Below are 22,417 nucleotides of genomic sequence, written 5' to 3'. Positions count from 1 at the left end.
GGAAATGACGTGCTATACTAAAATAAAACTAGTGCATTACATCACTAATGCACTGACTTACATAAAGTAGGCAGGTGAGAATGAATGGTCCTTAATCCGAATAGCATGAAACCAATCTACGTCCAGATTTCGGAATGGTTAGAAACAGAAATACTAAATGATAATTTGAAAGCAGATGACAAAATATATTCCCAATATCAATTGGCCGATTTACTAAATATAAATCCAGCTACAGCAGCCAAAGGACTTAATCTTCTTGCTGATTATCAAATTGTATACAAAAAAAGAGGGCTAGGCATGTTCGTGACTTCGGAAGCTAAATCCATCATTTTAGAAAAGCGAAAAAGTGAGAATCTTAAGCATTTGATCGAGGATGTTGTAAAAGAAGCGGATTACTTAAATGTGAGTCGAGAGGAATTAATTAGATTATTAGATGAAGTGAGAAAGGGTGAATAAAATTGAAAGCTATTCAATGCGAGAATCTAACAAAGCGGTATAAAAAATTTGCTGCAGTTGATGATGTAACTTTCACGATTGAAGAGAACACGATTACGGGGTTGATTGGAAGAAATGGTGCTGGTAAAACAACATTACTTAAAACTATTATGGGATATTTTAAGCCCTCTAGCGGTTCTGTGAGAGTGTTTGAAGAAAATCCCTTTAATTCTTTAAAGGTTTCTGCCAATGCCATTTATGTTGATGATTATATGACCCTGCCTCAAGATGTTCCACTATCTAATATCCTAGATTTCGCAAAATCTTTTTATACGAATTGGAACCACGAGCTTGCTCTCAAGCTGTTTCAATATCATGAATTTCACAGTGATGAACAAGTACAATCGCTTTCTAAAGGAAGGAAAATGACTTTTCAAACAATCATAGGAATTGCAGCAAGATGCCCCTTAACGATTTTTGATGAACCTACTACTGGGATGGATTATGCAGTGCGACAAGAATTTTACCGAACTATCTTAAAGGACTATATAGCTCATCCTCGTACGATCATTATATCTACACACCTTTTTAATGAGTTAGAAGATTTCTTAGAAAATATTCTGTTGATGGATAATGGGAAAGTCCAACTACACTCTTCTATCGATCAATTGCAGTCTTATACTATTGGGATCACGGGGTCATCATCTAAGTTAACCCAACTTATAGAAAAAAGAGAAGTAATTTATAAACGAGAAATTTCCTCAGAGCAACAATATGTTGTTATTAATAATGATTTAACCACCGCCGAGCTACAGTACATTAATCAGGAAGGGCTAGCGACTTCTAGTGTGGCATCAGCAGATTTAACGATGTACCTGACAACAAGCAAAAAAGGAGGGATCGACGATGTATTTAACAGAAGTTAACCACTGGGATAATGTGAAGAAGCAAATTAGATTTAAACTAAGCGTTTTCAGTGGTTTATTTACAACGTTAGTTTTTATCCAATTATTTGCGATGTTTATCTCCTTTCAAGGTACCGGGAGTTCTGGCACTACTAGAGGTGTCTTTAATTTAAATATTAGTATGATTACTGGAGATATTATTTTTTTCTTTACAGTAGCATGGATGATCGCGGTCACCGTAGGTATTATACGTACGTCAACAATAGATATGGATCATACTTTTGTTTCCAGTCGAACGACGAGTCACCTTGCTAATGGCGGCTTTTTAGTGATCGTTAGTTTTATTGCGACGATAACAACTGTGATGGCGGAATTTACATTGAAAGCGAGCTATTATTTAATATTTGGATCAGAAAGTGTGGCAATCATTGAGGCATATACGTTCTTTGAGACGATTATCAGTGTACTAGTGATTTTTATGTACTTATTGTTTGCGGGTGCATTTACTTACTTTATTTGGCATTTAGCTTCCATTCATATTTTATTAAAAGTAATCATACCAGTCGTTTTATTTGGTTTATTCATGATAAGTTTTGCTACACCAATTTCAAAGGTAGCTAGCTTTTATTTTCTAGAAAACAATTTGCTACTATTTATAATCAAAATAACTCTCACAAGTGCTTTTTTGTTCGGAGCAACAATCTTTTACACTGCTAGTAGAGAGGTGAAGAAATGAGGTTAGAGATCATGGCATCCATCCTACCTATTTTGGTATTAATTTTAATTGGATTAATTATAAACTATTTATTTAAGAGAAGAGAAAAATATACTTCTTCGAAAATAAGACAAAAATCTGACGTCTTCTTGCTTTACACTTTTATAACTATTTTATTTATAGGGTCTATAGTGTATTTTAGTGTTGTGAACCATGCAAGTGGTAAGGAAGCGAGTGAAACTTTAGGTGATTTGAAAGAAGCAACAGAAAAGATAAGAGATGCACAAGGGTTTGGGGGAGAGACATTAGACTTTGCACAGTTAGATGGAGTTGATCTTCAACAGGAAAAACGCATAGATTATGCTCAAGAAGAGTTAATAATTGAAGTATCAGGCAATCATCATTTTAATACAACTATTTTCATTCAAAGAAGTGAGGGGCAAGAAGAGCAACTTGTCCTTCAAGTGTTTGTTCCCTCCAAAGTGATGTTAGGACCTTATGAAATGAATGAAAAATACCCAGAAATCGGGGAAATGATTATTTCAGGTGGCCGATTACAAATTAATTTACCTAATGAAATTAGCATATCGAAATATTCCTTTGAGAAAAGTTACACCAATCGTTTTATTTCTAATGGAATAAGTGGAAGTAATTTAATAAGAAGAGAGTATGATGATTTATACCCAAATGCAGTGGTGTTAAGGGTTCCGGAAAGTTTAGAAGTGAATGCAGCTGGTGATGCAGTTCAAATTCATGAAATAGAATAATGGAATGGTGGAGATGGTCTCAAAGGTTTTTCAAAGTTTCGAAACACCCTTGAGTCCTCCACTTTCTTTCTTATTCAAAAGAAATGATATTAAAAATTAGTAAGCGTAATTGGCTGCTCTTTAGCGAAAAACAATTTATCAATCGTATCGACATGGTCTTCATTTGAAACGGTAGTTTTTCCGTACAAATGAAGTTTATTAAACCCAACAACGCCTAATACAAGACTAGTCAGATCAGCAATATCAATCGTAATTTCCGTATCTGCTTTTGCACCATTTACGACGGTTGGCTTACCGTTTTTAAACGCAACAGTGACGTCACCTGCGTTGGCAGGGTACATGGTGTCATTGACTTTAAAGGTAACCGTGTGCGTCATGTTGTTAAAGTTATGCTTACTTAACTGCGTAAATAGACGTTTAACATTGATGATTCGGTACATAAACCCAACGCCTGATTGGTTCGTCTGATGATAAACGAACGGTAACATTTCATCTGTCCCATCACGCGGATCGGAGAAAAAGTGATGCATCCAGGGATCTTGAGTTGGAAAAGTAATTCGGTTGATTTGGTCTTTTTGCGAATGGAAAAATGTTGATAATTGTTGCAGTGCATCTTTATCATTGTATACAAATTCATGAATGGTCATGTTGTTTGATAAGCTGTTATTGATTTCGCGCTTTTTGAAAGAAAAAATAGCATAACCAGTTAATTGACCATTTTTTTTCACACCGACGATTTTTATGCCGAACTTCTCAAAGGTCCTTTTATATTGGAAAGGGACTTTTTTCATAACGCCATGATGCTTGTCTGCATAACGATGATAACAATCAAGAAGCATTTGTTCTTCATCTTTAGAGACATAGGTTAAGTCCGACTTTTCCCCAAAGTTTGGGAACGCAGATGGTGATACCGTATAAACATCTTTCTTGGCAGCGTATCCAAAGCCCATTTGGTAATAAAAGTCCGGTCTGAAAGCATATAAAGCAGTTAGCGCATATCCTTGGCGGTCGTAATGCTCCAAGTAATAATCAACTAGTGATTTAGCTACGCGACGTTTTTTATGCAGCAAATCGACAGCTACATCACTTAACCCACCAACAGGTAAATAGGATCCAAAGATGTTCATCTGAAAATCTAACAGCGACATCGAGCCGATTAGCTGAGACCCTTCAAATACCCCGTATGCATGAAGGCCTTCAATTTCTTTTAAAGCTTCTTTTTCTTTTTTTAGTGCTTTATCAATTTCTTCATCGCTTTCAGCAGCATATGCTGTATAAGCCTGCTGTTCCAGAATTATTTTTTGTCTTAGTTCATCTGATTGGATCTCTCTTACTTGATGCATAATTATTCCTCCTGGTTTTTCTTATTCGTCATTTCCGTCATCTGTTTCCAAATGGATCCTTGTGCTTCTTGGCCTTCTTTTATTCTAGCTAAAGCCATTTTCGCTTGCATCCGTACTTCAAATTCAGGATCTTCTAGTGCCTTCTCAAGAGCTGGTAATGCTGTTTCATCCCCGTATTCATATAAAAACATAGCAGCTCTCCAGCGAACAATCCTACTTTTGTCGTCTAGAGTATCTATCATATTTGGAATAGCCTCTTTATAACCGAGGTCAGATAAGCAATCGCCAGCTGTACGTCTAACAGTGACAGTCCGGTCCTCTAAAGCCTTATATAAATAAGGTAAGGTCTGAGGCGACTCGATCATACCAAGATATGCTGTCGCTAGTCTTCGGATCGACATTTTTTCATCTTCTAAAGCTTTTCCTAAAATCTCAAGGTCGTCCAAAGTAGGGTCGGGCATACGATCTAATGCTGCGTATCGTTCTTTCCAATTATCTAGTTCTAGTTTTTCAAAGGTCAATTTCTCTTGAACCTTGCCAGATTGTTGTCCAGCCTTTTCTCCTGATTGAGCAAGCTTCACAAGTGTACTTAATCTAGTATCATTATAAGTAGCTTCTATTTCATCTACAACGACCTGTCCTACTTCTTCCATTTCACCATATCTTACGTCTTGTTCGGTCCATTTACGTTCTTCAAGCATGTTAGCCCCATCTTTAGAAGCCTCCATAGCAGCTTCGGTGAAACGATTAGCCAGGCCGAAACGCTGTTCATTTTCATTTTGCTCTAATTTGACTTGCATCGGAATTTGCCTAAACATTTGGATGAAAACGTGGATTTCCCCATAGCCATCCTCTACTTCTGCAGGTTGTTTTTCCGAGGTAGGGTCTACTTCTTCTGCAGTATCCATTACTTCTTTAACTTTTGGAAGGATTAATTCCCACTCTACCTTAGGATTTCTTTCTAGCGCGATAAAATCAATGACTCGATACAATTCTTTTACCCCTTCAATTTGAAGCAGCTTTTGCGCGTAGGTAGGGGTATCTGTTAAATCATCTGTTGCTTGAAAACTTTCCGTCACTCCGTCAGCTAAACTTTCATCTATATTAATTTTCATTGAATAAGGACTTGGTGTTGGTTCAATGGAAATAATTCGCATCATAAAAACCTCCTAAATCATATATAATGATAGTTTAACAAAAGAAAGTACAATGGACGACTTTTCCTACTATATTGTTTGAAGGAACTTGTAATATTATCTAATATCATGACAATTCCATCTCAATTAATGCAAATATATTGTTGGTCAAATACTCGCATGATAAGATATGAAGGTTCATTACATAATAGTAGAAAGTATAGGTGTAGCAAATGAAAGATTTAACTTTTTCCGTTGTATTTTATCTCTTAGGTATGGCAACGTTATCATTCGGTATTTCCATGTTAATATTATCGGATCTAGGAGTGGGCGCATGGGACGCTTTATTCGTAGGCCTATTTGAACTACTCGGATTAACTGTAGGTTCATGGATCTTTATCGTCGGGATCTTACTAATAATTTTAAATAGTTATTTGCTTAGGGAAAAGTTTGATTTCTCTGCAATTATAACGATTTTTCTTATTGGTATTTTTATCGACTTTTGGGTATTGATAGTTTTTGATGGTGTCATATTAAGTGATTTAGTGCTTAGAACTGCTTTATTAACATTTGGGATTATGTGTATGGGTGCAGGGATTGCGATGTATTTACAATTCAATTATGCCAAAAATCCTATAGATAACTTAATGATGGCGGTGCACTACAGAACTGGTAAAAGTTTAGCGTTTTCTAAATCAAGTATCGAGATTGTGATATTGATTATCGCGTTTATTATTGGCGGTCCGATTGGAGTAGGGACATTCATCATTGCTTTTGGAATTGGGCCACTCGTACAATTCTTCTATAAACGTGTTTCTAGTTTCAAAACATACCTTGTTCAAAGTTCTACACACTAACATGTTTGAATGAGATCAATTAGGGTATTTGTAACATTAGACCTAGTTCTTAAGTAGTGTAAATGAATGATTGTAAAAGGTGAAATCAATGAGACATAAATTTATCAAAAATAAACTAAATCAATCTATTAGCAGTGCTTTTCTAGTTATTCTAGCACTGTTATTTGTTGGTCAATTCTTTGGTTACATTATTGATTATTATATATTTAATGAAACGTTATTGAATGGTATTTGGCCAGTTATATTTGATCTTTTATTTTTATTATTAATAGTAGCTCCGATTGTCTACTATCTTTTAGAAAATATGAAGAAGAGTATTATTGAAAGGGAAAAAGCGAAAAACGAGTTAAAGGAAAGCGAAGATCAATATCGTAAAATTATCGAGCTCTCTCCAGATGCAGTTATTGTGCAGCGTGATAACATAGTTATTTATACAAATGACCAAGGTGCACAGTTATTAGGTGGATCTCAATCTTCTGAAATTCTAGGGAAGTCAATTTACGAATTTATTGAAAAGGGTTATGAACATTTACTAGCTTTCCACCAAGAAGGTGTCGTACCCGAACCAGTAGAACAAAAATTGAAAACACTGGATGGAAGAATAATAGAAGTAGAGTCGATAGGGGTCCCTATTACATTTAATGGCGAAAAAAGCATTTTAACGATTGACCGGGATATAACGAAAAGAAAAGAAATTGAAGCACAACTTGATATAACACAACGTCATTACGAAATGATAGCGAATCACATGAATGACTTAGTGGTAATTGTGAATAAGCAAGGTCAAATCACGTATGCATCTCCTTCACATGAAAGTTTATTAGGATTTACACAAGAAGAAGTGCAAAGCAGTAATACTTCAGAATTTGTTCATGAAGACGACGAAGGTCAATTGCATCGTTTGTATGATGATATTTTAATGACAGGTATTTCTCAACAAATAGAAGTACGGGTAAAAACAAAAGAAGGCTGTTACGTTTGGTTAGGTATTAAAGGCTCTCCAGTTATGTCAACTGAAAACCAAACATCATCAGTGATCGTTCCAGAAAATATACTGTTGATTTCCAGAGATATTACAGAAAGAAGACATCTGGAATTACAACTAAAGCATATGGCGTATTTTGATGAGCTGACACAGTTACCGAATCGTAAATCACTGGAGCTTCATATGAAAAAAGCCATTGCCCGTATGGAACGGAAAGATAAAGAGTTAGCGGTATTTTTTATTGATCTAGATGGATTTAAAAAAATAAACGATCAGTTAGGTCACAAAGTTGGGGACCTATTACTACAAATTGTGGCTAAAAGGTTTGGAAAAAGCTTACGTGAAGAGGACTTTGTAGCAAGGCACGGTGGCGATGAGTTTATTATTGTGTTAGAAGATATTACTCGTCAATATGCAGAAGAGGTAGCTCGCAGGATAACAGAGTTACTATTAGAGCCTGCAATAATCAAAGAACATGAAGTGTCGATTGCGCCGAGCATTGGAATAACCATGTACCCTAGTGAGTCAGAGGATCTACATGAGCTAATTGACCAAGCAGATCAAGCGATGTATTTCGCAAAACAAAAAGGGAGAAATACATTTACGTTCTATCATAAAGATTTAAAAGAATTGGAATCCGAAGTAGTATCCACCCCTATCATTAAAATGGTACAAAATTTACGAAGATAAAAAGACTTGAGTTGATCATCAACTTAAGTCTTTTTCGATTTTAAAAGTAAGTCATAATAGAGTATTATAAAGCATGAGGAGGTGGATGAAGGTGAGAAGAAGCTATTTATTTGTTATTTTAACGAGTTTACTTCTCGTACTGGTTGCCTGTGGGGCAGGGGATGAAGGCGACACTCAAGATTTCGGAAATTCCGATCAAGATGTCCCGAGCAAATCAAAACCTGAAATAGAGAACGAAGACCAAGCAGAGAATAACCAATCTAAAACCAACTCAGAAACCTCATCTACAATAGAAGATGCGTCTTTAGAAGTACATTTTCTAGATGTTGGACAAGCTGATGCGACGTTACTAAACTATGAGAATGACGGAGAAGAAAGTCATATCTTAATAGATACCGGGGATTGGCAAAGCGAGGATTTATCTTATTACCTAAATGATTATGATATAGAAATTATAGATCTACTCATTGGAACGCATGTCCATGCAGATCATATCGGACAACTTAACCAAGTCATTCAACAATTTACTGTAGAAGAAGTTTGGTTAACGGGAAATGAAGGGGCATCGCAAACATACGACCGAGCGTTGGCAGCAATAGAAGAAAGTCAGGCAAATTATCATGAACCGCGTGCAGGGGAAAGTTATGATTTAAATGGGTTAGAAGTAGAGGTGCTTCACCCGGAGTCATTAACCGGGGATTATAACGATGACTCGATATCCGTTAAAATTAGCCTAGAAGATAGTTCCTTCCTATTTACAGGTGATGTAGAAGCAGCAGGAGAACGTGAAATGGTTAACCGTGAAGCACCTTTAAATGCAGATGTTTTTCAACTTGGGCATCATGGTTCTAGCACGTCAAATACATCTGAATTTTTAAATGTTGTTGATCCCTCGATTGTTATTTATTCTGCTGGCGCAAATAATAGTTATGGTCACCCGCATGAAGAAGTGATAGATGATGTATTAGCAAGAGATCTAGAGGTTTATGGAACAGATGTGCATGGCACCATTTCTGTTATAACAGACGGAGATTCTATCGACTTAACCACGCAGCATGAAGGGGACGTGATTCCTGGTACAGGTGGGGAAGAAACGAATAATGAACCCCCGGAGGATTCTCCTGAAACAGAATCATGTATAAATATTAATGAGGCGTCGGTTGAAGAATTACAAACAATCACCCATATTGGACCAGATCGGGCTAATCAAATAATTGAATTACGCCCATTTGATCAAGTGAATCATATGACTAGAATCAACGGAATAGGCGATGGTCGAATAGGTGATATCTTGGATGAAAATATAGCATGTGTAGGTGATTAAATGGAACGTAAACATGGTGTAATTGATCGCGTGGAAGACAATATGAAAGCAGTAATATTAATAGAGGAAGAAGAGAAAGAGTTAATTGTTCCTTCTGAGCAGCTACCTCCTGAACATAAGGAAGGAGATTGGTTAGTAGTAACTTTTGAAAATGATCGTCCAACCAAATACGAAATCAATTATGAAAAGACAAAAGAGGCGAAATCATCCACCGCTGATCGTCTTTCTAGATTACGAAAAAAAAGCTCTGGAAGTAAATTTAACAGAAAGAAATAAATACATTTCATATTATTTTTCTTACCTTTTTGAAAAGCGTATAATAAAGTAATCATGTTCAAATTGGAGGCATCACCTTGAATTCAAATTTCGATGGAAAGAAAATCGTTTTTTTTATAATTATTATTGTGATTATAATGGCGTTTATCACGTACGGCATTTTCACGTTTATGGATCAAAATGACTACATTGATGAAACCATTTCTAGCCAATCTATTTTATTCCTAACACAACTCTGAACTTCCTAAGAAAGAAGGCAAACTATGGCGCAAGAACCTAGTGAAGATCAAGAAGAACGATCTGAACCAATAAAACGAGTGCCTCTGATGATTGTGTTGATGTCAGGGGCTTTTGTTGCAATACTTAACCAAACACTACTAGGAACAGCATTACCACATATGATGCGAGATCTTGAGATAGACGAATCTACTGCCCAGTGGCTGCAATCCATTTTTATGTTAGTTAACGGAGTCATGATTCCTGTTACTGCCTTATTAATTGGGAGATTTACGACACGAGCCTTATTTTTAACAGCAATGATGTCCTTTACGATTGGAACACTTGTCTGTGCCATTGCCCCTAACTTCTCTGTATTACTAGGTGGGAGAGTACTACAAGCAGCTGGTGCGGGAATTATCTTACCATTAATGCAAACGATCATCTTCTTGATTTTCCCTATAGAAAAAAGAGGAACAGTTATGGGGACGTTTGGGTTGGTGATTGCATTTGCACCAGCAATTGGTCCTACTCTATCAGGTTGGTTAGTAGAACAATTTGTATGGAGAAGTTTATTCTATGTGATTTTACCAATCGCAATCATAGATTTAATCGTTGCTTATATAATTTTGAAGAATGTAACGAAGCGTAACTTTCCAAAGGTAGATTATTTATCGATTATTTTATCGACGATTGGTTTTGGTGGCTTACTTTATGGATTCAGTGTTGCAGGAAACTTAGGATGGACACATTTAGAAGTATACGGGTCATTAATCATCGGTGCGATTACGTTATTTGTATTTATTGATCGCCAATTCAAGCTTCGAGAACCTATCTTAGAATTTCGTATTTTTAAATATAAGATTTTTGCGATCACAACTGGTATTGGTATGGTTGCTTTCTTTTCCATGATTGGTGGCGCAATTATTTTGCCATTGATGATGCAAAATTCGCTCGGGTTTACAGCGTTTGAGGCAGGACTGATGTTGCTTCCAGGAGCTGTTCTAATGGGTACGATGAATCCAATCACTGGTCGATTGTTTGATCGTTATGGACCAAAATGGTTATTGTATACTGGATTAACCTTGTTAATCGTTTCTACATTCTTGTTTACGGTTTTAACTCCTGATACGAGCTTCACTTATTTAGCGACAGTTAATGCTTTTAGAATGCTCGGTGTAGCAATGGTAATGATGCCTGCTACTACAGCAGGATTAAACGAACTGCCAGAAAGATTAATTTCGCATGGATCAGCTATGAATAATACGTTAAGGCAAATGTCAGGTGCAATCAGTACTGCGTTAATGGTTACGATTATGGTAACGCTAGCAGTTCCAAGTGAAGGTGTCGCTGGGGAATTAAGAGGTGTGAACGCGTCTTTCTTCTTAGCGGGTATCATTTGTATTATTGGACTCGGATTAGCGATTTATATGGAGCATATTCGTAAAAAGGAACAGAAAGACTTAACAGAAAATGAAGGAGGAGAGCTGTAATGAACAACCCAAAGGCAGAGTTTTTTAAAGAATTTAATAAGGCATTCATGACTGGAAATATCGAATTCATTTTAGAAAGTGTAACAGATGATGTTACATGGACGATGGTTGGTCAAGACACCATTGAAGGCAAGGAAGATTTGAAAGAGGCATTATCTAACATGGGAGATTCTAGTCATTTTGAACTTGAAATCCACCATACCATCACGCATGGGTTAGAAGCTTCTGTAGATGGAACTATTAAGGTAAAGCATGCCGGAAGTGATGAAGTGAAAACATATGGCTTCTGTGATGTGTATAAGTTGAATAAGCATAAAGAAGGAAAAATTAAAGAATTAACATCCTATGTTGTGAAGAAATAAGGAAAGGCTTCTTATCAGGTTAACCTGGTAAGAAGCCTTTTTACTATTTTCCCATTTTTATTTCTGGATTTCGAGCAAATAACTGTCTAACAAAATCATCTTTAGATTTAGGTGAAATAGTTATTACACGGTAGTCGAATCCATAAGTGATTTCAATACGATCGATCGCTAGAGCAGGAGCGACAGTGATAGATTTTACAAGACGAATTTTTTCAATATCATAGATAGGAACTTTTCTTTTATAAGGCCCGTATTTTATATGTATATGTTCCCCATCAATTCGGTAACTTGTTGAGAACCATAGCCATACAATTGCTATAGTAAAAAGCACACTTACGATTTGTGAAAATAAGTCACTATACATGAATGACCATACTAAAGCGAAGATTGCAATACCATAGAGTAACCCCGTAAATAATATATCTTTCTTAGACGGATAAAACATTTCAACCCCTCCTAATATAAGCATATCATATTTTATTTGCTTTTTAAGTAACACTTTTGCGATCCTATTAATATACTAATATAATGTTAAGTTAGAGGATCAAAAGGAACGGGTATAGTTTCTAGTGATTAGGATACATTTAGTCAAGAAAGGAGTGGGCAGATGAAAACAATCTTAGTTCATGGATTCTTAAGAAATGACAAAGATATGCTGCCCCTAGCTGCTTATATGCAAGAATTAGGATATAAGAGTTATACACCTGATCTGCCACTGACATTCAGAGAATTTGATTTAACTGTCTCCATATTAGATGAAATTGTTAACGGTGTAGTCAATTCAGAAATGGAGCCAGATGAAAAGGTGCACTTAGTCGGTCATAGCACAGGTGGTCTTGTCATTCGAAAACTTTTATCAGAAACGAATCATATTGAGAAAATTGGTAGAGCAGTATTATTAGGAACCCCCAATAGAGGAAGTCAATTAGCCGATTTTGCTAATAGAGTAAAAGGATATACGACTGTTTTTAAAACAGTTCGTTCTTTAAGTAGAGAATACTTAGAAAACATCGAGTTTCGTGATGATACTGGTGTGGAAATCGGAGCAATTGCAGGTAACGTTTCTAATAGACCTTTAGGGAGAATTATTAAAGGGGAAAATGATGGGATCGTAGAAGTTGAGTCTGTTTTTTATGAAGGGTTAAAAGATTTTAAAGTACTTCCATTTAGCCATACAGAATTGCATTATAAAGCAAAGACCGCAGTATATATAGATCGCTTTTTAAGATCGGGAAAATTTAATTAATATTCTTTCTTGTTATAAGGAAAAAACAAAAGGGATTCAGCCAATATAGCTGAATCCCTTTTTATATCTTTAGATGACTTTATCATGAATGTATTAAAGAACTTTTAAAAACTGCAAGAATGAATTACCGGATTTTTTCTTATCTTGTTTGCGGTTCTGAATATATTCTCGCTGTTTATCTTCAATGATTGCTTGACGAATTAATTGATGATCAAACATGTATTTCGCCTCCCTTAATGTGTTTCCATATTGTAGTATACCCACATTATATGCATTTGTAAACAATTTGTTCTTAAAATATGAAAAATAGTTTCTTTGTGTAAAAAGATTTTAATTATATAAAACTTTCTGACAATAAAACCGCTTTCAGTTTTTCATCTTGTTAAAATTTTCAGAATAAAAGAATAGTTAAAAAATTGGACTAGACAATACTGTTAGAGCGTGATAAAATATTAAAAAGCGAACAAACATTCGATTAAAATCCACTATGCTCAACTATTTAAAAACTCCCCATTGTAACTACTTGTAAAACAATCCATACTTTAAGTAGATTCTATAAAGAGGTGTATAAAATGAAGATATTTCATACTGCTGATTGGCACCTAGGTAAGCTTGTGCAAGGAGTTTACATGACCGAAGACCAGCGATTTATTCTAGATCGATTCATCGAAGCGATCGATGAAGAAAAACCTGATGTGATAATTATTGCAGGGGATTTGTACGATAGAGCGGTACCGCCAACAGAAGCAGTAGAGCTATTAGATGAAGTTTTAGCAGCTATTGTTTTAAAAAGGAATATTCCAGTTGTCGCAATTGCAGGAAATCATGATAGTCCAAGCAGATTGCACTTTGCTAGCAAAATACTAAAAGATAATGGGTTGCACTTAGTTGGACAACTTTCAACTGAAATGGAACCAGTCATCTTAAATGATCAGTTTGGAGAAGTTCATTTCCATTTGGTTCCGTTTTGTGATCCTAGTGTGATCAGAAGCATATTTGATGATTCCACGATTAAAAATCATAACCAAGCTGCATTGAAAATAACAGAGAAGATTAAAGAAAATATATCGGAAAATGTAAGGAATGTAATGGTTGGTCACTTGTTTGCAACACCTCACGGGGAAGAAAAAGAAAATACAAGTGATTCAGAAAGGCCACTTGCCATAGGGGGAGCGGAACATGTCGACGCTCGTTTGTTTGAGGGGTTCCATTACACGGCACTAGGTCACCTGCACCAAGCGCACCACCTTGGAATTGAGAAGATCAGATATGCTGGTTCTCCTCTGAAGTACTCCATTTCAGAAGAAAAACATAATAAAGGTTTCTTGATTGTTAATCTCAATGAAAAGGGAGAAGTAGATGTAGAACGAAGATTGCTGGAGCCAAAACATGACCTTAGAGTTGTCGAGGCAACTATTGAAGAAATCCAGAATCATGATCCTAGTGAAGACTATGTTTTTATTAGGTTATTGAATGAACATACTGTACTTTATCCTATGGAAAAAGTACGTGCAATATATCCAAACGCATTACATGTGGAAAGGAAACCTATAAACAGACTGGATACCTCTAATAATGATGTAACAAAAAGAAGAGATCAAATGAATCACTTAGAACTATTTCGCAGTTTCTATAAAGAAGTCAATCAGGCTGAAGCTCCTGCCGATTCAGAGAAATTAATTGAAGAAGTTCTTCATGATGTGCTCCATGAAGAACAATATAAATAAGCAAGAGAAAGGAGATTACCGTGAAACCTTTAAAACTAACTTTAACCGCCTTTGGTCCTTATAAAGATCAAGAAACGATTGATTTCTCAAACCTTGAAGGACAAAGACTATTTGTGATTTCAGGTAATACTGGTGCAGGAAAAACCTCCATTTTCGATGGCATTGCTTATGCCTTGTATGGATCAGCTAGTGGCGAAGACCGTGGAGAGTCCAAATTACTTCGAAGTGATTTTGCTGACGATGACGTTAATACGAGTGCTGAATTAACGTTTGAACTGCATGGTTGTACATATAAATTATTTAGACAACAAGGTCATGTTAAAAAAGGGAACAAAACACCAACAGGTGAAAAAATTGAATTTATGCAACTAAAAGAAGGGAAAGAAATTCCGTGTGTAGATCGTCAAAGCAAGAACGATGTGAAAGAGAAAGTAGAAAAGTTAATTGGTTTAACAAAAGATCAATTTATACAAATTGTCATGCTCCCACAAGGGGAATTTCGTAAATTACTCACCTCAGAAACGGAAAACAAAGAACAGATTTTGCGGAAGATTTTTAAAACAGAGCCATTCAGACATATGATAGAGCGGTTGAAAACGAAAAAGGATGACCAGGAAAAGACATTCGAAAACCAGAGAAATGAGCGGAGTTTAATATTAAATGAGATTACGTCAAAACTCATAGAAAATGACGAATCTCCACTAAAGATAATGAGTCAAGAAAACAATAAAAATTGGAAAAGTATTTTATCGGAAACGAGTAAATTATCTGATGACATACTTATAGAGCAGGAGAAAACGGAGAATCAATTACAAAAAAACAAACAGAAAATAAATGAGCTTAATGATGCTTATAATCAAGGTAAATATAGAAATGATCAGTTCGACGAGTTGAATAAGAAGGAAACAAGATTGAAGCAGCTTGAACAAGAGAGTCATCATATTTCAGAACTAGAAAAGAAGGTTTTGCTTGCAGAACGCGCAACCCTATTAAAAGTGCATGAAACTAATTTAAAAGAGCGTCGCAAAGTTGCGCAAGAATTGAATTTGGAATTAAAGTCACTTAAAGAAGCAAATGAAGAAGCAAAAAATCGTCATGACAATTTACTTGAAATATACAAAAAAGAAGAGAAACGCGAACCAGAGCGTGAGGAAATAAAAGTTCAAGTACAGAAATTGAAAGAATTGATTCCTAAAGTAAAAGAGTTAAACGATTATGAAGAGAAAATAAAAGAACAACAGGCGAGAGATCAAAAAGTGAGGATTAAACTGGATGAAAAGGAATCAGAGCTTTTAAATGAATCAAATCAAAGGACAAGTTTATTAAACGAAATTGCCGTGCATGAAAAAGAAGTTGAACCACTTAAATCTCTTCAGAAGAAATTGGATGAAAAAGTTGAGTTAGCAAAATTAATTAGGGATTACTTGAAGTATCAACAAGAAAGTGATGAATTAGAAATTTCACAAATAGAAACAGAAAAAATATATGTAGCTGCAAAAGAACGGTATGATGATCAATTGAAAAGCTGGTTCGATGGCCAGGCAACCATATTAGCAGAACATTTGCATACTGGTGAAAACTGCCCGGTCTGTGGGAGTTTGGAACATCCTAAGAAGGCTTCTTCTAATCACCAGATACCTAGTAAGTCAGAATTAGACCAGCTACAAGGAGATATGAATAAGAAGTTTGAGACGTATAAACAAATACAAGCCAACTTGAAAGTAAGTAAAGAAAAAGTAAGTAAACAATGGGATCAAATAAAGCCCTATAATTTAGAACAAGAAAATTTAGCAGAAGATTACAAAAATCTATGTAATGAAGGTAAAGAGTTAAGAACATATGTAGAATCACTGGAAGAAAAAGAAATTAAATTAAAGAATTTAAGAGTGAAACTGGAAGAAACAAATGGAAAATTGGACGAAGCACGCAAAGTAAAGGATGAATGGAAAGAGGAAGCGAATAAAGTATCAACAGAATTACAAATTCTAATTAACGGAAAAGAAAAATTACAAGAAGATATACCTGAGAAAGAACACTCTATAACTTATATAAAAGACGAGCTTCATAACAAGGAAGAAACTTATAAGCAGTTAGAAGAACAATGGAAAGCAGCTCAAAAAGATTTACAGGCGGCAGAACGAAATTATATACAAGTCTCTACCAACCTTAAGAATGTCGAAGAACAGTTGATAAAAGCAGAAGAAAAAAAGCAGACTGAAGAAAGTAACTGGAAACAAGTATTAGAGGAAAGTGAATTCAGATCAGAAGAAGATTACCAAAATGCTAAGATTAGTCTGGAAGAATTGAATGAAGCAAAACAACAAATTAGTGAATACCATAGCGAAGTTCAACAACTCACTTTACGTATTAAGGAACTGAAAATAGAACTAAAGGATTCACAAGAAATAGATCTAGTAAGTTTGAAGGAAAAAATACAACAGGAAGAAAACAAGTATGAGCAATTACTAAGCGAATACAATAGTCTTAAGCAAAAGCGAAAAGAAGCTACAAGACTGTTTTCAAAGTTAAGCGAAATCAATGACAATATTACGGAGTCAGAGGAAAAGGTTGCTCAAATTACAGATTTGTATGACTTAGTAAGAGGTCAGAACCAATTAAAAGTTTCATTTGAAAGATACTTACAAATAGAATATTTAGAGCAAATTATAGAATCTGCAAATATTCGCTTACAACAGCTTTCAAGTGGACAATTCCATCTACAAAGAAGCGATCGTCAAGAAACCCGCGGTAAGCAAAGTGGTCTAGGTTTAGATATTTATGATGCTTATACAGGATTAGCTCGGGATGTAAAATCACTATCCGGTGGTGAAAAGTTTAATGCTGCATTAAGTTTGGCATTAGGTATGTCTGATGTGATACAAAGCTTTCAAGGTGGAGTTTCAATTGAAATGATGTTTATAGATGAAGGGTTTGGCTCATTGGACCAAGAATCATTACACAAGGCAGTAGACACTTTGATCGACTTACAAAAGTCGGGAAGAATGATAGGAATCATCTCGCATGTGGAAGAATTAAAAACAGCCATACCAGCTATCTTAGAAGTTTATAAAAATAAAGATGGACACAGCAAAACAAGCTTTCTAGTGAAATAAATTTAAATCTATTAAAACAGATGGGATTTGAAGCGGGGTACGCAACTTTAAATAAAGGTAAATGGAAATCAAGGTAGCAGCAGAAATAAGTCCAATTGCAGTTAAGTTTAATAGATGAGACTTCTTCAAGATGACCACACCTTCCTTTTATAGTGAAGCTGTATTACTCTAATTATAAATATTTAGTTAGAAAATTCAAATAATTTGTTTGAATATAAAAAAACGCATAACATCTACATGTTAAACGTTTTTTTACTCTACTAGAATTCGAGAGAAACTCATTTTCATACCCCCTTTAAGCTACTTCTTTTGTGTTTTTGTTTTGCTTATTAGGAAGATGAAATGCTGCTCTTTTCAGCATTTTTCTCCAAGATCTTTTTCTTTTAATAGATTTTTTGTAGCCTTTTAGTGAGTAAGCTGAAATATATTTGTCTTGAAGATCTTTAATCATAACCTCTTTTACCATAGGTTCTAAAAACATCTTAAATCGCCTCCGTTTCATGATAACTCTATTGTAGCGTGGAGGCGGTTTGTTTTTAACGGTTTAAAGGTCGATTTCACATCATCCTGTAGACCGATTAGCTCTAGTACTTCAAGGGACACGTTAAATAAAGTCACTCATAATAGGCTTTAACTTTCGCTTTACTTCTTTTCCCCAACCTTTTACAGCATCAGCAGTAGTGTTTTCCATTTCCGCTATTTCTTTAATAGAATATCCCTCAATAATTCTTTTTCTTACGAAGATCCATTGTTTTGCAGATAAATGACGATGAACGGTTTTCCAAAATAAAGGATCAAAGCTCTCTATTTGACTGTTATGTACAGGGGTGTCAGAGATTAATGATTCCATTACTTCTGATTCTTCGTATTTCTTTTTCTTTCTAATTAAGTCAATCATTCTATTACGAATGTACATGGTTGCTAATTTGGGGAAAGTCTCATGATCACCATATTTTTCGTGTGCTTCCCATAAAGCTGTAACGCCTTCTTGATAAAACTCTCCATAATAATCTCGAACTCCTAGTCTATGGATTTGATAATGAATCATCTTATTATAATCTGATAGTAATTCTTGAAAATCATCGTATTTCTTGTATTCATTTGATTTTACTTTCAACGTTTATCCTCCTTTAATGGAGGCCGGCCAACAATTAGAAGCGCTTGTTTAAATATAGTGAATAAGTAGATCTGTGTCACATGGCGTAATTTAATGCGGTATCCCAATTAAATCTCATTTTTAATTGAAATATGTTTTAAAAAAGCAAAAATTGCCATTTAAACGCTATTTGTGAATAATATTAAGAAATATTTCTTACTTCTATAATCGCTCTATGTTATGAAAAGGGTGAGAAAATAAAAAAGAAGCTAACAAATAATGTTAGCTTCTAAAAAAACTATCCGTTAAACGGGTATTCATATTCAATTTCTTCATTGAATGTAATGTAATCTAAATAAATCATTAATAGTAAATACCAAGTTCCTGTTTCGGGATCTGCTAAAACGATATGGTCTTTACCTGCTTCTTCAATAATTCCTGTAAACACTTCCGCATTCCATTGGTCATTGTTTTCAAAAGTCATGTAAACTGTTGCGTTCTTTCCTCGATTCAGTCGTAAAATATTTTCAATATAACTTCTTTCTCTTGGTAATCCTCCACTAGGCATTCCCCCACCCATCATAGGTTGCATTCCTGTAGGTGGTTGACTTGGATATCCAGATGGTCCACCTTGCCAATTTTGATTTTGCGGCATCGCAGATGGATTGCCCATCCCTTGAGGCATACCGTATGGATTAGAATTGTTCATGTAGTTGGGTTGTTGCTGGTAAGGACTAGTTTGCATATTTGAATAATTCTGTTTGGGCTGGTGTTGATTGTTCATTTGATATGGTGATTGCTGATGTGGGGCATTGTTATGTTGTGGATTTGCATACATTGGTCCATTCGCTCGTTGGGTTGGCCCCTTGTCATTTGGGTAGTAGTTTTTTGGTGGTGTCGCTGGCCGGTATGGTTCTCTTGCCGGCTGATGTATTGCCTTTCCTTGTGGTGATGCTGTTCTTTTTGGTTCAGAATTACGTTGATCTTGTTGATTTTTTTCATTCGAATTACTCAACAGAAATCGACCTCCCTAAATTATTTCAAGTTTATTAATAAACATTTGGACAGTCAGCGGGTAGTGGATTGTAAAAACAATGTGATTTAAATCTTCCGATATTCCATTGACCATACCATTGAGGTGGACATGGTCCTTCTGGCATAAAGAACCATAAAGCATTTTCTGCTGGGTCAAATCGTTCCCCAGCTATATTCCTTCTGGCTAAACGAATATCTTTTTCGCGTGCTCGCTGATAGAAGTAGGATTCCTGTGTAGCTTCAAAACCTCCAGGTGATTGATAGATCATATCTGGAAGAGATCTGATATCTTCAAAGTCAAGGCAATCTGCAATAACGCGGTTCACACCTACATTTCCTACTAGCAACATTCCTAGTTGACCTTCTCCTTCAGCTTCCGCTCGCATTAATCGAGCGAGTTCTCTAACTTGAGCATCTGTACTTGCTATTACTGCCAAACAATCACCACCTCATAAGAAAATCCATCACTATTTCATATATATGAGGGAGGTCATAAAATATGATTAAGTAATGGATTAGTTATCTAAAGAAATCAATTCCATAAGAGGTGAGGAATGCGATTATAATGCCGTAGAAAAAAATGCTAACAGCTGAGGACAGAAATAATTTGTATTTGGTTAATCCAATTGCCCTACCAATCACACCGACTGCCCAGCCTCCAATGATTGGAGTGAGGAGAAGAATCATGATAAAGCCATTTTGTTCGATTTTTTCTCGGTAACGATTATTAGAAAGTTTTCGCATCCACACACCAAGTGGTTCCCATTTCATGAGTGAATCGTAGAAATAAACAATGAGTGGGATAGGGAGAAAGTTTCCAATGCTCGCCCAAATCACAGCAGATACAGAATCTAGTCCCATAATCATCGAAGTAGGAATCGCAATATAGATTTCAGTTAAAGGAAAAAAGCCAAGAAACCATGCGATTGCAGTTAGGTATATATATTCGAACATAGCCATTCCCCTTTAATAGTGATAAGAAAAAGCTAAACCAATTCCCAACGGTTTAGCTTATAATAACTTAAATTTGCATAATTGCTTCTAGTTGTTCTCTTTCTTTACGATGCCCAATGTAGAATGATCCGAATTCAGCAAAGCGTGCACTTACTTCATCAAATCTCATTTCGTAAATAAGTTTCTTGAATTGTAGCATATCGTGTGCGTACAGTGTTACGCCCCATTCCCAATCGTCCAAACCAATACTTCCTGAGATGATTTGTCGTACTTTACCTGCGTATTTGCGTCCCGTCATCCCATGGGAGTACATTAGCTTACCACGAGTCTCCATAGATTCGGAGTACCAATTGTCGTTCCCTTGGCGGCGTTTATCCATAGGGTAGAAACAAACATGATCCCATTTAGGAAGGATTGGTTTCAAGCGTGCTTGAATCTCCGGGTCTGTTTCTGGGTCTTTTCCTTGTGCCATGTATGTTGAAAGTTCAACAATAGATGCGTAGGAATATGTTTTATGAAAAAACTCAGCCATTTTTGTTTTATCTAACGAACGTTCTAGGTCAGTTAGTTCATCCATCGTAGGGCGAAGGTTCATAAACATTAAATCTGCTTTATGCCCAATAATCGTATAAAATCCAAAGCTACCTTGTTTGTCTGCTTCCACATCTTCCCAAGAAGCCATTAAATGATTTAGTTCACTAATTGCTTGTTCGCGTTCTTCGTTAGAGGCTTTTTTCCAGGCTGTCCAATCAACAGTTCTAAAATCATGTAGGACATACCAACCATCTAAGGTTTCAACCGCTTCTGCCATGTTATGTCACTCCTTCATTGTCAATACAAATCTCCACTACCTAATATAACATAAGCCTATACGGTTATTAAGGAAAATGGGTTTGAACGTTTTGTTAAATGTGCTGGTTCCGTTTATTCATTAACTTTAAGCGTTGTTCAAACCATGCAAACTCTTTCTCCGTTAATTCGTCTTTTTTAAGCTTGACCTCATGTCCTTCTAGTTTCCTCTCGATCATATCGATGGTCTCTTGCACAGAAAATGATTGATTGGTTAGCTCTTCTAAGGAAATCATGACAGAAGGATCTATCGTTGGATAAGTAAACTTTGTAGTGGAGTTTTTCAGCGATTTTTGATAGAAAGCTTTTAAATGATTGGCCCGCTCCGAGCCAGAACCTTCTACACATAAATAAATCTGAACGGCTGATCCATTTTTAACCCTTCTTTGCGAAATACCAGCGAACTTTTTACCATCTACACTCAAGTCATAGCTCCCCGGACAATAGGAGGCTGTGATTTCATAAGCTTCTATTTTTAACCCCATATCGCTAAATACGAAATCAATAAAATCAACCATCGCATCGTATCCGTCGTGTAGGTTGTAGGATTTGGAATCAGCGAATATTAACGAGATATTTAAAATCCCTTTATCTAATACAACAGCTAACCCTCCGGAATTGCGAACCATCACCTCATACCCTAATTCTTTTAAATAGCTTGTCCCTTCTGATAAATAAGGGAGTCTACTATCAGGGATACCAAGAACAATCGTTGGGCGGTGAACCCAATAGCGCATAGTTAATTGCTTTGTTTCACTGACAGATAGGCATAGTGCATCGTCTGTAGCAAAGGAAGATATGATCTCGGCTTCTTCTGGCTTACTATGGTCAATTAAGCGAATTTTATTTGTTTGTAATAGTTGATGTTTCATTATCATCTGACCTCTTTTATT

26 protein-coding genes are annotated in these 22,417 nt (G+C 35.8%); 14 read left to right on the top strand and 12 right to left on the bottom strand.

What is annotated here, in order from left to right; genetic code table 11:
• Positions 1 to 84 precede the first annotated feature (84 nt).
• The 4 genes from G532_RS0104005 to G532_RS0103990 are packed head-to-tail and all read left to right on the top strand — an operon-like array spanning position 85 to position 2,822.
• Positions 85 to 456 carry a GntR family transcriptional regulator gene (locus tag G532_RS0104005; RefSeq protein ID WP_027963638.1) on the top strand — a complete coding sequence of 124 codons (372 nt, stop codon included), beginning with the start codon at positions 85 to 87 and terminating at the stop codon, positions 454 to 456.
• A gap of 2 nt (positions 457 to 458) precedes the next feature.
• The gene (locus G532_RS0104000; protein WP_027963637.1) at positions 459 to 1,361 is read left to right on the top strand and encodes an ABC transporter ATP-binding protein; all 903 of its coding nucleotides are present in this window, start codon (positions 459 to 461) and stop codon (positions 1,359 to 1,361) included.
• Positions 1,342 to 2,076 carry a hypothetical protein gene (locus tag G532_RS0103995; RefSeq protein WP_027963636.1) on the top strand — a complete coding sequence of 245 codons (735 nt, stop codon included), beginning with the start codon at positions 1,342 to 1,344 and terminating at the stop codon, positions 2,074 to 2,076. Before G532_RS0104000 ends, G532_RS0103995 begins: the two co-directional genes overlap by 20 nt.
• Complete coding sequence (locus G532_RS0103990; protein WP_027963635.1) at positions 2,073 to 2,822, top strand: hypothetical protein; 750 nt, start codon at positions 2,073 to 2,075, stop codon at positions 2,820 to 2,822. The genes G532_RS0103995 and G532_RS0103990 overlap by 4 nt, the downstream gene beginning before the upstream one ends.
• An 89-nt stretch (positions 2,823 to 2,911) precedes the next feature.
• Here G532_RS0103990 and G532_RS14730 read toward each other — a convergent pair whose 3' ends face one another.
• Positions 2,912 to 4,165 carry a GNAT family N-acetyltransferase gene (locus tag G532_RS14730; RefSeq protein ID WP_051189050.1) on the bottom strand — a complete coding sequence of 418 codons (1,254 nt, stop codon included), beginning with the start codon at positions 4,163 to 4,165 and terminating at the stop codon, positions 2,912 to 2,914.
• A 2-nt stretch (positions 4,166 to 4,167) separates the two neighbouring features.
• Positions 4,168 to 5,325, bottom strand: coding sequence for a conserved virulence factor C family protein (locus tag G532_RS0103980; RefSeq protein ID WP_342662644.1), 1,158 nt, complete (start codon positions 5,323 to 5,325; stop codon positions 4,168 to 4,170).
• A 209-nt stretch (positions 5,326 to 5,534) separates the two neighbouring features.
• Between G532_RS0103980 and G532_RS0103975 the strand changes: the two genes are divergently transcribed.
• From G532_RS0103975 to G532_RS0103945, 7 genes are all read left to right on the top strand, one after another.
• Entirely contained in the window at positions 5,535 to 6,158 is a 624-nt protein-coding gene (locus tag G532_RS0103975; RefSeq protein ID WP_027963633.1) for a YczE/YyaS/YitT family protein, read from the top strand.
• 88 nt (positions 6,159 to 6,246) lie between these two features.
• The gene (locus G532_RS0103970; RefSeq protein ID WP_027963632.1) at positions 6,247 to 7,833 is read left to right on the top strand and encodes a sensor domain-containing protein; all 1,587 of its coding nucleotides are present in this window, start codon (positions 6,247 to 6,249) and stop codon (positions 7,831 to 7,833) included.
• A gap of 91 nt (positions 7,834 to 7,924) precedes the next feature.
• Complete coding sequence (locus tag G532_RS0103965) at positions 7,925 to 9,157, top strand: MBL fold metallo-hydrolase (RefSeq protein ID WP_051189049.1); 1,233 nt, start codon at positions 7,925 to 7,927, stop codon at positions 9,155 to 9,157.
• Complete coding sequence (locus tag G532_RS14725) at positions 9,158 to 9,433, top strand: DUF3006 domain-containing protein (RefSeq protein WP_035512514.1); 276 nt, start codon at positions 9,158 to 9,160, stop codon at positions 9,431 to 9,433.
• 77 nt (positions 9,434 to 9,510) lie between these two features.
• Positions 9,511 to 9,672: a hypothetical protein gene (locus G532_RS15990; protein WP_156882530.1), complete on the top strand. Its 162-nt coding sequence runs from the start codon at positions 9,511 to 9,513 to the stop codon at positions 9,670 to 9,672.
• 24 nt (positions 9,673 to 9,696) lie between these two features.
• Positions 9,697 to 11,142 carry an MDR family MFS transporter gene (locus tag G532_RS0103950; protein ID WP_051189048.1) on the top strand — a complete coding sequence of 482 codons (1,446 nt, stop codon included), beginning with the start codon at positions 9,697 to 9,699 and terminating at the stop codon, positions 11,140 to 11,142.
• Positions 11,142 to 11,504 (top strand): nuclear transport factor 2 family protein, encoded by a 363-nt coding sequence (locus tag G532_RS0103945; RefSeq protein ID WP_027963629.1) that lies wholly within the window; start codon positions 11,142 to 11,144, stop codon positions 11,502 to 11,504. Before G532_RS0103950 ends, G532_RS0103945 begins: the two co-directional genes overlap by 1 nt.
• A gap of 43 nt (positions 11,505 to 11,547) precedes the next feature.
• On the opposite strand, the gene G532_RS0103940 is transcribed toward G532_RS0103945, so the two are convergent.
• A complete protein-coding gene (locus G532_RS0103940) occupies positions 11,548 to 11,949 on the bottom strand; it encodes a PH domain-containing protein (protein WP_027963628.1) in 402 nt (133 codons plus the stop codon).
• Between the two features lie 162 nt (positions 11,950 to 12,111).
• Between G532_RS0103940 and G532_RS0103935 the strand changes: the two genes are divergently transcribed.
• Positions 12,112 to 12,750 carry an alpha/beta fold hydrolase gene (locus G532_RS0103935; RefSeq protein ID WP_027963627.1) on the top strand — a complete coding sequence of 213 codons (639 nt, stop codon included), beginning with the start codon at positions 12,112 to 12,114 and terminating at the stop codon, positions 12,748 to 12,750.
• A gap of 93 nt (positions 12,751 to 12,843) precedes the next feature.
• On the opposite strand, the gene G532_RS16285 is transcribed toward G532_RS0103935, so the two are convergent.
• Complete coding sequence (locus G532_RS16285) at positions 12,844 to 12,969, bottom strand: hypothetical protein (RefSeq protein ID WP_281170525.1); 126 nt, start codon at positions 12,967 to 12,969, stop codon at positions 12,844 to 12,846.
• A gap of 353 nt (positions 12,970 to 13,322) precedes the next feature.
• On the opposite strand from G532_RS16285, the gene G532_RS0103925 reads away from it, so the two are divergent.
• Positions 13,323 to 14,477 (top strand): exonuclease SbcCD subunit D, encoded by a 1,155-nt coding sequence (locus G532_RS0103925; protein ID WP_027963626.1) that lies wholly within the window; start codon positions 13,323 to 13,325, stop codon positions 14,475 to 14,477.
• A 20-nt stretch (positions 14,478 to 14,497) separates the two neighbouring features.
• Positions 14,498 to 17,590, top strand: a complete 3,093-nt coding sequence (locus G532_RS0103920; RefSeq protein ID WP_027963625.1) for an AAA family ATPase — start codon at positions 14,498 to 14,500, stop codon at positions 17,588 to 17,590.
• Here the strand turns inward: G532_RS0103920 and G532_RS15985 are convergent.
• From G532_RS15985 to G532_RS0103880, 8 genes are all read right to left on the bottom strand, one after another.
• Positions 17,579 to 17,719, bottom strand: coding sequence for a hypothetical protein (locus tag G532_RS15985; RefSeq protein WP_156882528.1), 141 nt, complete (start codon positions 17,717 to 17,719; stop codon positions 17,579 to 17,581). The two genes, G532_RS0103920 and G532_RS15985, sit on opposite strands and share 12 nt — an antisense overlap.
• 166 nt (positions 17,720 to 17,885) lie before the next feature.
• Entirely contained in the window at positions 17,886 to 18,071 is a 186-nt protein-coding gene (locus tag G532_RS0103910; RefSeq protein WP_027963624.1) for a hypothetical protein, read from the bottom strand.
• Positions 18,072 to 18,194: 123 nt separating this feature from the next.
• Positions 18,195 to 18,707, bottom strand: a complete 513-nt coding sequence (locus G532_RS0103905; protein ID WP_027963623.1) for a sigma-70 family RNA polymerase sigma factor — start codon at positions 18,705 to 18,707, stop codon at positions 18,195 to 18,197.
• A gap of 277 nt (positions 18,708 to 18,984) precedes the next feature.
• Positions 18,985 to 19,470 carry a spore coat protein GerQ gene (gene gerQ, locus G532_RS15805; RefSeq protein ID WP_084500544.1) on the bottom strand — a complete coding sequence of 162 codons (486 nt, stop codon included), beginning with the start codon at positions 19,468 to 19,470 and terminating at the stop codon, positions 18,985 to 18,987.
• Positions 19,471 to 19,735: 265 nt separating this feature from the next.
• Positions 19,736 to 20,158, bottom strand: coding sequence for a cell wall hydrolase (locus G532_RS0103895; protein WP_027963622.1), 423 nt, complete (start codon positions 20,156 to 20,158; stop codon positions 19,736 to 19,738).
• Between the two features lie 82 nt (positions 20,159 to 20,240).
• Positions 20,241 to 20,675 carry a small multi-drug export protein gene (locus G532_RS0103890; RefSeq protein WP_027963621.1) on the bottom strand — a complete coding sequence of 145 codons (435 nt, stop codon included), beginning with the start codon at positions 20,673 to 20,675 and terminating at the stop codon, positions 20,241 to 20,243.
• 67 nt (positions 20,676 to 20,742) lie between these two features.
• Entirely contained in the window at positions 20,743 to 21,486 is a 744-nt protein-coding gene (hemQ, locus tag G532_RS0103885; RefSeq protein ID WP_027963620.1) for a hydrogen peroxide-dependent heme synthase, read from the bottom strand.
• A gap of 94 nt (positions 21,487 to 21,580) precedes the next feature.
• Positions 21,581 to 22,396 carry a lipoate--protein ligase family protein gene (locus tag G532_RS0103880; RefSeq protein ID WP_027963619.1) on the bottom strand — a complete coding sequence of 272 codons (816 nt, stop codon included), beginning with the start codon at positions 22,394 to 22,396 and terminating at the stop codon, positions 21,581 to 21,583.
• Between the last annotated feature and the right edge of the window lie 21 nt (positions 22,397 to 22,417).

It is taken from the genome of Halalkalibacillus halophilus DSM 18494 (assembly GCF_000423105.1).
In the GTDB taxonomy this organism is placed as follows: Bacteria; Bacillota; Bacilli; order Bacillales; family Alkalibacillaceae; genus Halalkalibacillus; species Halalkalibacillus halophilus.
Note: the sequence above shows the minus strand (reverse complement) of the source record. Positions and strands in the feature narration are given on the sequence as shown.

Bases quoted from the DNA above. Each gene is read 5' to 3' on its own strand.
- G532_RS0104005 (WP_027963638.1), top strand. From the start codon at position 85: ATGGTCCTTAATCCGAATAGCATGAAACCAATCTACGTCCAGATTTCG.
- G532_RS0103995 (WP_027963636.1), top strand. From the start codon at position 1,342: ATGTATTTAACAGAAGTTAACCACTGGGATAATGTGAAGAAGCAAATT.
- G532_RS0103990 (WP_027963635.1), top strand. From the start codon at position 2,073: ATGAGGTTAGAGATCATGGCATCCATCCTACCTATTTTGGTATTAATT.
- G532_RS14730 (WP_051189050.1), bottom strand. From the start codon at position 4,165: ATGCATCAAGTAAGAGAGATCCAATCAGATGAACTAAGACAAAAAATA.
- G532_RS0103980 (WP_342662644.1), bottom strand. From the start codon at position 5,325: ATGATGCGAATTATTTCCATTGAACCAACACCAAGTCCTTATTCAATG.
- G532_RS0103975 (WP_027963633.1), top strand. From the start codon at position 5,535: ATGAAAGATTTAACTTTTTCCGTTGTATTTTATCTCTTAGGTATGGCA.
- G532_RS0103970 (WP_027963632.1), top strand. From the start codon at position 6,247: ATGAGACATAAATTTATCAAAAATAAACTAAATCAATCTATTAGCAGT.
- G532_RS14725 (WP_035512514.1), top strand. From the start codon at position 9,158: ATGGAACGTAAACATGGTGTAATTGATCGCGTGGAAGACAATATGAAA.
- G532_RS0103950 (WP_051189048.1), top strand. From the start codon at position 9,697: ATGGCGCAAGAACCTAGTGAAGATCAAGAAGAACGATCTGAACCAATA.
- G532_RS0103945 (WP_027963629.1), top strand. From the start codon at position 11,142: ATGAACAACCCAAAGGCAGAGTTTTTTAAAGAATTTAATAAGGCATTC.
- G532_RS0103940 (WP_027963628.1), bottom strand. From the start codon at position 11,949: ATGTTTTATCCGTCTAAGAAAGATATATTATTTACGGGGTTACTCTAT.
- G532_RS0103935 (WP_027963627.1), top strand. From the start codon at position 12,112: ATGAAAACAATCTTAGTTCATGGATTCTTAAGAAATGACAAAGATATG.
- G532_RS16285 (WP_281170525.1), bottom strand. From the start codon at position 12,969: ATGTTTGATCATCAATTAATTCGTCAAGCAATCATTGAAGATAAACAG.
- G532_RS0103925 (WP_027963626.1), top strand. From the start codon at position 13,323: ATGAAGATATTTCATACTGCTGATTGGCACCTAGGTAAGCTTGTGCAA.
- G532_RS0103910 (WP_027963624.1), bottom strand. From the start codon at position 18,071: ATGTTTTTAGAACCTATGGTAAAAGAGGTTATGATTAAAGATCTTCAA.
- gerQ (WP_084500544.1), bottom strand. From the start codon at position 19,470: ATGAACAATCAACACCAGCCCAAACAGAATTATTCAAATATGCAAACT.
- G532_RS0103890 (WP_027963621.1), bottom strand. From the start codon at position 20,675: ATGTTCGAATATATATACCTAACTGCAATCGCATGGTTTCTTGGCTTT.
- hemQ (WP_027963620.1), bottom strand. From the start codon at position 21,486: ATGGCAGAAGCGGTTGAAACCTTAGATGGTTGGTATGTCCTACATGAT.
- G532_RS0103880 (WP_027963619.1), bottom strand. From the start codon at position 22,396: ATGAAACATCAACTATTACAAACAAATAAAATTCGCTTAATTGACCAT.